At 58.7% G+C, this 12,303-nt stretch carries 10 protein-coding genes and 1 pseudogene; 4 read left to right on the top strand and 7 right to left on the bottom strand.

The genetic code is table 11. The features are described 5' to 3' along the window. Nucleotides 1-23 precede the first annotated feature (23 nt). Nucleotides 24-1,274 carry a carboxylate--amine ligase gene (locus DSM100238_RS00750; RefSeq protein ID WP_152354833.1) on the bottom strand — a complete coding sequence of 417 codons (1,251 nt, stop codon included), beginning with the start codon at nucleotides 1,272-1,274 and terminating at the stop codon, nucleotides 24-26. Nucleotides 1,275-1,418: 144 nt separating this feature from the next. Between DSM100238_RS00750 and DSM100238_RS00745 the strand changes: the two genes are divergently transcribed. Next, nucleotides 1,419-2,663: a DegT/DnrJ/EryC1/StrS family aminotransferase gene (locus DSM100238_RS00745; RefSeq protein ID WP_152354832.1), complete on the top strand. Its 1,245-nt coding sequence runs from the start codon at nucleotides 1,419-1,421 to the stop codon at nucleotides 2,661-2,663. An 83-nt stretch (nucleotides 2,664-2,746) separates the two neighbouring features. On the opposite strand, the gene DSM100238_RS00740 is transcribed toward DSM100238_RS00745, so the two are convergent. From DSM100238_RS00740 to DSM100238_RS00730, 3 genes are all read right to left on the bottom strand, one after another. Then, nucleotides 2,747-3,733, bottom strand: coding sequence for a lipid II:glycine glycyltransferase FemX (locus DSM100238_RS00740; RefSeq protein ID WP_152354831.1), 987 nt, complete (start codon nucleotides 3,731-3,733; stop codon nucleotides 2,747-2,749). Between the two features lie 63 nt (nucleotides 3,734-3,796). After that, the gene (locus DSM100238_RS00735; protein ID WP_152354962.1) at nucleotides 3,797-5,344 is read right to left on the bottom strand and encodes a UDP-N-acetylmuramoyl-L-alanyl-D-glutamate--2,6-diaminopimelate ligase; all 1,548 of its coding nucleotides are present in this window, start codon (nucleotides 5,342-5,344) and stop codon (nucleotides 3,797-3,799) included. Between the two features lie 130 nt (nucleotides 5,345-5,474). Then, nucleotides 5,475-6,245: an exonuclease domain-containing protein gene (locus DSM100238_RS00730; RefSeq protein WP_152354830.1), complete on the bottom strand. Its 771-nt coding sequence runs from the start codon at nucleotides 6,243-6,245 to the stop codon at nucleotides 5,475-5,477. Nucleotides 6,246-6,413: 168 nt separating this feature from the next. On the opposite strand from DSM100238_RS00730, the gene DSM100238_RS00725 reads away from it, so the two are divergent. After that, nucleotides 6,414-7,040 (top strand): sigma-70 family RNA polymerase sigma factor, encoded by a 627-nt coding sequence (locus tag DSM100238_RS00725; protein ID WP_240812274.1) that lies wholly within the window; start codon nucleotides 6,414-6,416, stop codon nucleotides 7,038-7,040. 50 nt (nucleotides 7,041-7,090) lie between these two features. Next, nucleotides 7,091-7,417 (top strand): annotated as a pseudogene (locus DSM100238_RS00720) (hypothetical protein); the annotation flags it as partial. A 1,103-nt stretch (nucleotides 7,418-8,520) separates the two neighbouring features. On the opposite strand, the gene DSM100238_RS09665 reads toward DSM100238_RS00720, so the two are convergent. Continuing rightward, complete coding sequence (locus tag DSM100238_RS09665) at nucleotides 8,521-8,595, bottom strand: 50S ribosomal protein bL37 (protein ID WP_369803150.1); 75 nt, start codon at nucleotides 8,593-8,595, stop codon at nucleotides 8,521-8,523. A gap of 81 nt (nucleotides 8,596-8,676) precedes the next feature. Further along, nucleotides 8,677-9,618, bottom strand: coding sequence for an aldose 1-epimerase family protein (locus DSM100238_RS00715; protein WP_152354828.1), 942 nt, complete (start codon nucleotides 9,616-9,618; stop codon nucleotides 8,677-8,679). 261 nt (nucleotides 9,619-9,879) lie between these two features. Between DSM100238_RS00715 and DSM100238_RS00710 the strand changes: the two genes are divergently transcribed. Then, complete coding sequence (locus DSM100238_RS00710; RefSeq protein WP_152354961.1) at nucleotides 9,880-10,860, top strand: 4-hydroxy-3-methylbut-2-enyl diphosphate reductase; 981 nt, start codon at nucleotides 9,880-9,882, stop codon at nucleotides 10,858-10,860. Nucleotides 10,861-11,765: 905 nt separating this feature from the next. On the opposite strand, the gene ybaK is transcribed toward DSM100238_RS00710, so the two are convergent. Then, nucleotides 11,766-12,275, bottom strand: a complete 510-nt coding sequence (gene ybaK / locus DSM100238_RS00705) for a Cys-tRNA(Pro) deacylase (protein WP_152354827.1) — start codon at nucleotides 12,273-12,275, stop codon at nucleotides 11,766-11,768. Nucleotides 12,276-12,303: the final 28 nt, after the last annotated feature.

The raw sequence follows: 12,303 nt of genomic DNA, 5'->3' as shown, positions 1-12,303 counted from the left end.
TGATAGCGGCGGCATCACGACGCTCAGAATCCGGTCGACGTGGGCTTGGGATAATACCGGTTGAATTTACGATACTCGTTAAGTTCGGATTCCAGTACATACAACCGACGTTTAAGGCTGGCGTCCTTCGGATTGCGCTGCGGATTGACCCTGCCGGCGCGTTGCAGGCGACGCACCTGCGCCATAAGCTGCGGATCAATGATATATCGGCGCAACAGACGGTCAGGGATAATGGAGTATAGGACTTCCTTATCGGCTGTCCGCTCAGGAAGATTCTCGCCGCCGATGATGTCGCGAATCATGATTTCCATCGGGTTGATCCCCGCAGCTTTCACATAGAAATTGTTCCGACCGATACGCGGATTGATCTCCAGGAAGTAGAATTTACCGCTGACCGAATCACGTTTCACATCGAAATTAGCGAATCCGCGATAAGGCATGGATTCGAGGAAACGCTGGGCATGGTCGAGAATCTGAGGTACCGGTTCGGTGATCATCGCGCACGGATTGCCGAGCGTCGCAGGGTGATGCTCCTCAAGCAGCACATGTGCAGAGCAACGCATGGTCACCTTCCCATGGGAATCCACATATGCGGTTACCGAATACATGCCGGTGTCGTCACCGCGGACAAGCTCCTGTGCGACGAATGTACCGCGGAAACCAGCGTCGGCAAGCGTATGCCACAAAGCGTCAAGCTCTTCACGGCTGTCGATGCGGTATACTTTCTTGCGTCCTTCAAACAGCAGGTTCTCATACTGTGAGCTGTCTGCCGGCTTGGCCACGACCGGGAACGATAAATCATCTGGCACGGGTTGAGGTGTCCAATTCGAATCGTCTGCCTGAGAAAAATCCTCGTAAAACGAACGGGGGACTGGCATGCCTTGCGCAGTGGCGAGTCGTTCGAAACCTTGCTTGTCCATCACTTGCTCAATGACCTCGAGCGACGGAATCGGCAACTGGTAATACGCTTCGAGCTGTTCACGATGCTTGGCCATCACGCGGATACGCCAATCGGTGTTCGCCATGAGCACCAATGGAGTGCGTGGATTCTGCCTGCGCAACTGCGCACCCAAATCAAGCAGATCGTCAACAAGGGCTTGCTCGTCCGAAGCATTCGCACAATACCGGCGGGTCAGAATTGCCGAGTCGCGGATGGCGTTCGGATTGTACGCCGTGACCATGATGGGCTTGACCCCGTACGCGTCATTGAATTCACGGGCGATGGCATAAGCACCCAAATCCCCGCCGATAATGACAGGCTGGAAAGACAGCATGGTTGTCCTCTCTGTTGACGTACGTGACACGCATATTATACGCGTCACCTGATATCCGCCGAGTGTGGATCAGCTGCTCATACGGCTATCCCACGCGATACTGTGAGGATATTGTTTCCGGCTCGCAAACGAATCGAGGATGAGATGGGCATTGGCAACGAACACGACCAGGCGAACGTGCATGCACTTCGCGAAGCACTTGCACGGCGCTCGCACACTGATGCCGCTGACTGGTTCCCGGTGTTCAAGGCCCGTTACGGATTGAGCGAAGTGATGCGGCTGCTTGCCGACAGAGCAACCACCACCGGCAACGATACGGTGATCACTCAGCTGTTCACGTGCTGCACGGCGGTGGTGCCGATCATCGATGCGGGCATGCATGTCACATATGCTGATATCAATGCCGATACCCTCTCCATAGACGTGCATGCTTTGCATGATCGGTTGAAGGATGGCCATGCTGCGGCCGTCATGTTGCAGCATACGTTTGGAATGATTTCACCTGACGCTGATCTGCAGATTGCTAACCAAACCAAGCAAGCCGGCGCGCTACTCATCGAAGATAGCGCCCACTGCGTCACGCGCATGGCATGCAGCAACAACGGCCTTCCGCTCGCCGACATCTCCCTCCACTCCTTCGGCGTGGAGAAGATGCTTCCCACACGCTTTGGCGGGGCTGTCTGGATCAATCCGAAGCTCGCCGAACACGACGAGGAACTCAATCACGATCTTCGGAACGCATTGTCGGCATTGCCGGCGCTGCCGAGCTCGCTCAACCGGGTGACCCGCATGTACATCAATCAGAATCGCGTCTTTTCACGATTGGGATCATTAGGGAACGCACTACGCTCCTCATGCACCCGGCATGGATGGTATGAACCGCCGATCGCAGACAGTGAACGAGCCGGATCGCTTGACTATCCGTCGTACGCACCGGCCGCGTGGATGAACGAACGTGCCGCGAGCGCCATTGAACGACTGGACGCCAACGAATCAGGGCGTCGGAGAATCATCGACCTATACAAGGAGCAGTTGTCGGATCTCGATGGCATTGATATCCCGCACGCAGCGCTCGCCGGAGCGACGCAACCATTGTTGCGCTTTCCGCTGCTCGCCCGTGACACTGCACAATCGGAGCGTCTTATCGCAGTGGTACGTTCTGCCGGCGGATATGCGGAACGTTGGTATCGTCCGGAACTGTTCCCCGGTGTGACTGATGAGAAAGCCTATGGATTGTCTGATTTAGACCGTTCACAAGTGCCCATCCACGAAGATGTCGTCCGCCGCTGCCTATGCCTGCCCACTGAGCTTGGTATCGAGACGGCACAGCATGTGTGTGATGCGATTATCCAAACCGTGTCGCATACGGCCGGCGCTGCCAACGCGTAACCGGCGATTCATCGGGTGAGAGTCTGTTCCATACTTTCAGACTCTCACCCGTGCAGTTTCGTACAGCTTTCGCTCGAGAATCACTAGCCTCGAATCCGCTTGACCATGCGCAATGCGCCGTAGAACGCCTTGCGCACAGGCACATCCCGTCCGGGCGCTACGGGCGTGACCTCCTCAGTGAACTTGGTCTTGAATTCGTTCAGTCCCTTCAACGTGGGGGAGAAGTCGCTGCCGATGCCCATCAAGTCATAAGCGGCAATGCCTTGCGAACCCAAGATGCAGCATTCGCTGTATAGCAGTTTATCGGTGACATGCAACCGCATGACATCTGAACGCATCGCCGCATAATACCGTACGGCATGATCACCGTTGACAGTGACGATGGACCATGCCACGACTCGACCATCGATACGGGCGGCGAATACACGGCAATGATCTGCACCGAGGGCGGCAAGCATATCTGAATAGTCGGTAATTGGGGCGGGATTGAACCCGTCGCGCTTGCCGGTTTCGACCATGATGTCGTAATATTCCTCGAACGATTCGAGCGCCTGACTGGTCTCGTCCTCGCATTCAGCTGGGCATTCACGCAGTGCCTTGCGGACGTCCCTGCGTCCGCGGCGCTTCATTCGCTTAAGGATGTCTTCGTCCCCGCCGGCAAGATCGATGACGACGGTCTGGTCATACGGTACGGTGGACAGCACAGGACACGTGCCTGCGGTATACCACAAATCCATACGCAGGAATACGACCTTGCGATCATGCGCGTGCACATAGTCGGCGATCGCCTTTACTGCGGCACGTTCATCGTCCTCTGACGGTTTGGCTGCCCAGACCGGGCCATGCATGGAGCGCAGGTAGTGGTATCCGTGGGTGAGATAGTCGATGAAACTCAGTACAGCGACGACCGTGTCATCCTTGCGGATAGCCAAGCAGCCCCATGGGGTGCGACCATCGATATCCTTCTGGTATTCCGCCCAGACTTTGGTCTGTTCGATTGGCAAGGTCACGCCGAGCTTCTGCGCAGCGTGCTCCATGGCAGTGTGATCCATCGCTTCAATGGTGAACATATTCTCCTCAGTTCGTATCAGCGCCGCAGCATACGGCATCCACTCATTTCGGTTGAGACGTAATCATCCCAGCATGCGGGCGAATATCGCGTCATCGCCTTCATACGGGGTGTGTCGATTCAGTCGTTTGATCCACCGTTCGTTGCCTTTGCCGATGGCAAGGATGACATCGAGACGGTCGGGGTGGCTTTTCGCGGTGCGCACGGCGTCCTCGATGGCTTGCCCGCGGTCAAGGACAATGTCGGACACGACATCCGGATCGGTGACATAGCTTGCCATTTGCTTGCAGATTTTCTCCGTCGGCTCGGTATTCGTGTCCTCCTCGGTGAAGATGAACCGGCTGAGACGGTGTTGCGCCGCCTCGACGATTTCCTTGCGACGGTCATATGCTTTGTCGCCGGCGGAACCGGTGATCAGGGTGATATACGGGTGGCGGTCGCCGAAGCGTTCCTTGACATAGTCGAGCAGCGCTGTCATGGAAATCCCGTTGTGTGCGTAATCGACGATGGCGACAGTATCCGTTGACGGGTCTTCGAACCGTTCCATCCTGCCGGCGATTTTCACCTGCTCCAGGGCGTGCACTGCGGCGGACGACGTGTCAAGCCCCAAGGCGTGGACGATCGCGAGCGCCGCGGCGGCATTCGCATAGTTGAAATCGCCGTCAATCGCGAGCGAGAACAGCCCCAAATCGGTACCGTCTGCTGCAATCCGATATTGCGTATGATCGGCGTTCGCCGGGCTTGCTACGACGTCGGCCTGCGTGCCGGGCTTCAAGCCGTCGTGCAGTGCGAAGGTGACGACACTGCGTCCATCGCGCGTCGCCTGCTGCCTGATCAGATCGGCGTGGTCCGCGTCCGCGCCAAGCACGAGGGTGCGGCAGTTATCGACGATCTGCCGCTTGCACCACAGGTAATCCTCGAATGTCGGATGCTCGATGGGACTGATATGGTCGGGGGAGATGTTCAGGAACGCGCCGACATCGAAGGTCAGGCCGTATACGCGATCCACTTTATAGGCCTGTGAGGAAACCTCCATGACCAGGTAGCGCATGCCGTGTTCCACGGATTCGCCCATCATGCGGAACGCATCCAGCGATTCCGGCGTAGTCAGATCGGATTCGACATACGTGTGACCGTCCACGCAGTTGTCGACGGACGAGAACAGCGCCGCCTTGCCGCCGCTGATGGCGTTGAGCACGGCGTGAGTGAAGTATGCGGTCGTGGTTTTGCCTTTGGTGCCGGTGATGCCGACGACGGTCAGCTTCTCCTGCGGACGGCCGTAGAATTCCGCGGACAGCAGGCTCATGGCCTTGCGCACATCGGAAACGATGAGTCCGGGGGCGGCGGTGCGGTCGTGGAATTCGGTTTCGGACACGTACGCCGCCAGTCCGCGCGCATCGATGCCATCAAGATACTCAGGGCGGAATGCGCCTTTGCAGAACAGGAGCGTGCCCTGATCGACCTTGCGCGTGTCATAGGTGACCGTCGAGAATGCAGTGTTCGAACCTTCGAATTCGCCGGCGTCCAACGTCCAGCGATCACCGCGGATGATCTCGTGCAGCAGATGATGCTCCTGCAACAGGTGTGCGGCCGAAGCCAGAGTCAAAGCCATGAGCGAACCTTTCTTGTCGTTCCCCGTCTGCCCGCCCTCATTGTAGACGGTGCGCTGTGTCGGTTCCGTGCAGGCGTGTACCGGATGTCCTGCCATGCTGTCGTCGTGTCGCCGGCATACGGGCGTGGATTTACAACCATCGGTCGTGCAGTGGCGCGCGACCGCGGCTTTCCAACCACTGGTTGAACGATGCCTGCCACGTGTCATGCGCCTGACGCTGCCAATCCATGAGCTCGCCCATGGTCAAATGCCCAACTTGAGGGTACAGGGTGCTCATCGGCTTGATCAAATCCACCGCGGCGACCGTATCGGCTGTGGCGTTGTGGAAATCGCCGGTGGGAACAACGCCGTAATATTCCGTAGTCAAGGTCAGCGTGCGCTTGCCGTGACGCTTGGATATCGCGCGATCGATGACGAGCGGATCGACGACCAGCAAACCGGATGATGACGCTGCCGCCTCCATCCGTTCACTGACTTGGGGAAGCTGCCAACGCTCCAAATCGCCGGCGAGCATATGCACATCGAAGGGAGCGTTATATGCCAGCAGCGGGATATGCTTGTCCTGAGCCGTGGCAATCGCCCGCGCAATCTGATCGATGGCATCCGTCGGCTCCATACCGTGCTCGGCGAGATACTCATCAGTGAAGCCGTTGACCGCGCTCGCCCTCGGATTCATCCGCCTGTGCGGGTTGATCACCCATTCGGCTTCAGCGTCGCCGTCATGGCCGCGTTGCGGGTCGCGCAACACCAGCGTTGCGGACACGATGGCGTCCCGCCCGGCTGTAATCCCGGTGGTTTCGGTGTCGAAACCGAGCAGCCACGATGAGCCGAGCTGCGTGTCCTCGGATTGATGCGGTGCTTGCTCCAACGCCGCAATCAGTGCGTCAAAAGTCATGGTCATAAGGAGTATTGTGCGCTGCGAAACAGACAATGCCATCCGCCGGACGGTGCGGCTCGCCGTCGTCGCCGGATATGAAACGCCGTGTGCGGCGCGTCATAGAATGGTGGGGTGAGCAACGAGCTGAATGAATCAACGGAAGAGAAGCGCAAGCGCTTCGAAAAGCTCGCCATGCCCGCGGTGGACACGTTGTACCGTCAGGCAATGAAACTGACCAATAATCCCGATGACGCGCAGGATCTGGTACAGGACACCTTCGAACGGGGGTTCAAGGCGTTTGACAGTTTCAAACCGGGCAGCAATTTCGAAGCGTGGATGACCACGATCGAACGCAACTCGTATTTCAACCAGTACGCCAAAGCGAAGCGTCGCCCTCAACGTGCGAACGATTCGACGGGGGAATACGACGATTGGGACATCTATTCGGCGTCAGAACACACGTCGCAAGGTTTGGAGTCGGCTGAGCAGCAATACCTCAATGCCTATGCTCCCGAAGAAATCATGGCGGCGCTCAACAAACTCAGCCCCGAACGCCGGCAGGTGTTCATCGACGCGGCCATCGACGGCAAGTCCTACCAGCAGGTGGCGGATGAGCAGGGTGTGAAAATCGGCACGGTGATGAGCCGACTCAACCGCGCGCGCACCCAACTCAAGCAGGAACTTGCCGCGTACGCGAAGGAACGCGGGTATGACGTCGGACGCACTCGTGCGCGCGGCGACGCTGATTCTTCTTCGCCTGTTGCGAATTCGACGCGTCGCAGCCATGCCAAGTCCGTCACGACGGGTCATAATGAGTAGCGACATAGAGATACCACCGGGTGCCGTGAACATCGTTGGAAGGAGTCGGCATGAACCAGTATGAGCATCATAGCCATATCTCCATCACCCGCCATACCCGCGAAGGTGTGACGCGTACGGATGTCCATATCGCGCGTCTTGGCTCGTTCTCCGGCGAGGATGCCGGGGCCGCGAATGCAGGTGCCGCTGGTGTTGAGACAGCCGGTGTCGGTACTGCCGGTGACGCTCATGAGTGTTTCGATCCCGAATCCTGTTGTGATGCGCAGGAGCGTGCGCTGATCGCGATGATGCGCGCGTATTTGCGTCCGCAGGCGGCTCCCGAATGTCTGATCGAGCGGTTGCATCGCACGCTGGACGCCTGCTGTCGCGAGGAGGAATGCGAGCATCACGATGTTCGCGGTGCCGACGGGCGTGTCGTGGACTTCCAGCCTGATGATGCCGTGCGTCATGTGGATGCTGCGAATCAGGCGAGTAGCGCGGTGGTGGTTCGGCGCGTGCAGGTGCCTGGCACGGAGATCGTGACGGTCGCTGATTTGTCCGTTCCCGAAGGGTGGACGTTCCCCACATATCCTGATGTGCGCTGAATAGCGCGAGCGGTGTGGCTGTGAGCTGTGAACGGATGGCTTGTGCTGCTGGAGTTGGCGGCTTGAGTGGCTTGTGTGGATTGAGCAGTTTTGCGCGGTTATGCGCTCTGTCGATTGATTCTTGAGCGCGAGTCTCGTATTCGGACTATTGGTTTGTAGTCCCGTTGCCTGCTTCGGGGCAGCCGGCAGATTCGGCGTGTTGCTTCGTTGTACGCGCTATTGAGGGTTCCTTGCCGTGGGGCGGAATCTTGTCTTGGGCGCGGAGCCCGGCATATAGACCGTCGCGTATGCCGTGGCATGCGTGGCTGGTGGGGAACGGCATGGAAGTGGGGAAATCCGGTGGTTTCTGACGGGTTGTGTACGTGGTGGCATACGTGGCTGGGTGGGATGTCGCTGTGTGTGGCGTGGCGGGTTGGTGTTTGTCGTGTTGTGTATGTTGGCGTATGCGTAACTGGTGGGGAATGGCATGGAAAGCGGTGAATCCGGTGGTTTCTGTCGTGTCGCGTATGTCGTGGTATGCGTGGCAGTCAGAGGAAGCCGCGGAAGACGGTGATATCAGGCGGTATCCGGCGGGTTGCGTATGTCCAGTCATGCGACGCTTGGTATATTGCAGTCTCCCGATGATATGGCTGTGGCATGCCCCCAATCTCCCCGCCGACCACGAATCAACATCCATACCGATTGACTGTCCTACGGAACGTCCCCTCCCGCAAAGCTGCCTGCCATGCCATCAACACCACCTTGATTGCCCGCAGAGTTCAACGATTCATGGCATAGAAAAACCCTGCGGACGATGCTTGAACATCATTCGCAGGGTTCGTGCAGCTTGTGCTGTGATGCGATGTCGCGGATGCCGCCACCGTGAACCGGCGTGTCGCGACATCCGTCAGCGCAACTCAGGCATTTGGCCTTTTGCCGTGATTAGCGGCTTTTTTGCGACGTGCCTTGCGCTTGCGTCCACGCATACCCATAATGGACTCCTTTGCTAAAGATTGGTAAGCCTACGGGATTATCGCACATCGGCGAGACGTTTACAAATCGGGTGGCCCCGCTCAACGTTGCTCAGCCGAGATACGGATACTCGTCACGCTCGTCTCACCCGGCTTGATGACAATGAGATCCTTCCCGCTGCGGAACGCATTCGCGTACGCGGTCTGCGGTTCCACGGCGACCCCTTGCGGGCGGATCGCTTCGGGGAATCCAGTTCCCGTGCACACTTGGAACGAGGTGATGGTCGGCCCGCCGGTGACAGTGATCACCATGCCATCCGGACGGGTGAATACCGCGGATGCGTTGCCGTCGGCATCATGCCGCAGTCCCGTCCACGCGTCGTCGAAGGGGCGTCCCTCCAGCGTCGGATCGTCACGCAAATCATAGATGGTGCCATCCACAGGTTCCGTACCGAGTGGCAGCAGCCTATCGTCGGCGATGACGTGGGTGTCCGCTGGCACGCGCAAACGGCATGCGGCATTGTCGTGCTCGATCGCATCGCCGGTGCTGTGCTGCCCGTTGGCGAGCCACGGATGCATGGCTGCCGCCCATGGAGCGTCGGTTGAACCATTGTTCAGCGCGCTGAGCGTCAAAGCTATGCCATGCTCGTCCAACCGATAATCCGCTGTGACGATCACGTCGAACGGATACCCTTCCAATGCGGGTGCGCGCCATTGCAAACTGACGCTGTTATCCGTGCGCGCGAGCCGCGTCCAATACGCGCGGTGGCCGTACCCGTGAATCGCGTTATGCCGCTCATGTTCATCGATCGGCAGCACATACTTGGTGCCTTCGAACTCATATTCGCCGTCTTCGATGCGGTTGGGGAAGGGAATAAGCAGCTGTCCGCGGCAACAATTGGGAATATCGTCTTCGTCGAACGGCACGATGACGTTCTTGCCGTCGAGGGTGAGGCTGCGCAACGCAGCGCCCTGCTCGGTTACGGTGGCGGCGTACCTGCCGAATACGAGATGATACTGCTGTCCTGTCCTTGGTGGGAACATGCCCTGACTCCTGTCCGCTGAAAGTTGGCGTCGGTGCGGCTTTGCGTCCGCACCAGCGCGGTTTGTTGATTCCATGCTATCGCGATGGGCGCATAGTGCCATATGCCGCAATGTCGCACGATACGCAATATGGTCACGGGCGGCGTGTTGTGCACGAACTGCATGAGGCTCGCCGAAACCGCTTACGGCATGACGGCCGGCATTACGATGAATGGTGCCCCGTGCGGGGCGCGCAACACACGATTGGCAGACGGGAGCGGTATGAACGGCGACGGCAAGCACATTATTCTGGCTGATCCGAGGGGATTCTGCGCCGGGGTCGACCGAGCGATCGCCACCGTGCAGACCATCCTGAAATCCGCGAGTCCTCGCAACGGTTTGCCGCCGGTGTATGTGCGTCGCCAGATTGTGCACAACCGTCATGTGGTCGATGATCTTGCCGCCCAGGGTGCGGTGTTCGTCGAGGAGCTCTCCGAAATCCCGGATGATGCTGTCGCTGCCGGTGTCCCGGTGGTGTTTTCAGCTCATGGCGTATCGCCGCAGGTACAAGCGGAAGCCAAACGGCGTGGCATGTTCATCGTCGATGCGACCTGCCCGCTGGTGAGCAAAGTCCACCGCGAGGTGTCGCGTTTTGTTCGTGAGGGGTACGAAATCGTCTATATCGGGCATCGAGGGCATGATGAGGCCGTCGGCGTGGTGGGGGAGTCGCCGGAGCATGTCCATCTGATTGAGCATGAACATGATGTCGCGGATCTTGATTTCCAACCCGGACAGAAGTTAGTGCTGCTGACACAGACCACGTTGAGTGTGGATGAGACCGCAGGCGTGGTGGCGGCGTTGAAGGAACGATTCGATTGGATTGAGGAGCCGCCGAGCTCCGATATCTGCTACGCCACACAGAACCGGCAGACTGCGGTGAAAACGGTTGCTGAACAGGCGCAATGCGTGGTGATTGTCGGGTCGGCGAACTCGTCGAATTCGGTGCGGCTTATGGAAGTCGCGCAGGAGGCGTTGGGACGGCGGGGGCGTGCCCACCGTGTGGATGATGCTTCGGAAATGGATCCGTCATGGTTTGACGGTGTGGAGACCGTCGGCGTTTCGTCCGGTGCTTCGGTGCCTGACGCGCTGGTCGACGGCGTGGTTGAAGCGCTTCTGCCGCTTGGGTTCTCTGATGTCTCCTATGTTGAGACCGTCAAGGAGAACATGCATTTCGTATTGCCTGCCGCGCTGCGCAAGCGGTAGGAGGCGTGAGCGCTGTTTGCTGTGATGCGCTGAGTTGTGTTGTGCAGTGGTGCGGCGTGATGTGGCGTGATGTGGCGTGGCGCGCCATGATGTAGCGCAATGCGATGTGTGTTGTGCTGTGTTGTGCTGCACTGTGATGTGGCGTGATGCGGTCTGAGTTGTGCGGCCTTGCGTCGCGGCGTGCTGTGCTGATGTGTAGTACTGCGATGAGCCGTGTGACCTGTGGTATGCCGCGTAATGACGCGCGGCGTATACCCGGAGAGCAGCGTGGTGCCATCTTAGGTGATGATTGGCATATGTCCCGGGATGCGCAACCCGCTGAATCCCGCCCGGTTCGCTGGCTGGTGGGGTGTTTTGCCGGGTTGTGTATGTCCCGGGATGCGCAACTCGTTGGATCCTGCCCGGTTTGCTGGTTGGTTGGGGTGTTCTGTCGGGTTGTGTATGTTTGGGCATACGCGGCGTGATGGTTGCTGGTCGGTGGTTCTGTCAGGCGGGATGATTTGGTCGGTTGTGTATGTGCGGGTATACGTGGGTGGTTGGATGTCGGGTGGTGTTGTGGTTGGTTGGAACGTTCTGCCGGGTTGTGTATGTATGGGTATACGTGGGTGGTTGGATGTCGGGTGGTGTTGTGGTTGGTGGGGTGTTCTGCCGGGTTGTGTATGTGTGGGCATGCGCAGCTCGTTGGATTCTGCCTGGCCTGCTGGTTGACTGGGGCGTTTTGCCGGGTTGCGTATGCCGTGACATGCACGATTGAGGGGCACCGCCTCATTCGGCGTCGTCGCCCCTTGGCAAATGTGCCGTGCGAGACGCGTGCCGACGGCATCGTCGGATGTTGCGCACGAGGCATTGCAACACTAGGCATTGCGGCGCAGCATCATACGGCGCACCATGCCGGCGCTATGCCGTCACCATGTGCCAATCGGCGCGGTCGTCGCGCTGAGCACTGCGACCAGATCATGCGGATTGACGCCGACGCTCAAGCCGCGTTTGCCGCCTGACACGAGGATTTCATCGAATTGCAGGGCGCTTTCGTCCAACACGGTTTTGTGCCGAGTGCGCTGGCCAAGCGGGGAGATGCCGCCGACAACGTATCCGCTCTCACGCATCGCGACTTTCGGATCGGCCATTGCCGCCTTTTTCGCGCCGACCGCAGCGGCCAACGCCTTCAAATCCATATGTCCGCTGACCGGAACGACACCGATGACGCGCTCCTTGCCGGTGTCCGCCATCAATGTCTTGAACACCTGTTTGGGGTTGAGACCGAGTTTCTCCGCCGCCTCGACGCCGTATCCCTCGTCCATATGATCGTTGGAGTGGTCGTATTCGTACAGCTTGAAGGTGACGCCGGCGCGTTCCAGCTGCAAGGTCGCCGGGGTCGAGCCCATGCCTTTGTCATTGTGTTTCTTCTTGCCCATGCCCCACATGCTTGCACTACCGGTTGAC

The sequence above is a fragment of the Bifidobacterium apri genome (genome assembly GCF_009299485.1).
Taxonomy (GTDB): domain Bacteria; phylum Actinomycetota; class Actinomycetes; order Actinomycetales; family Bifidobacteriaceae; genus Bifidobacterium; species Bifidobacterium apri.
Note: the sequence above shows the minus strand (reverse complement) of the source record. Positions and strands in the feature narration are given on the sequence as shown.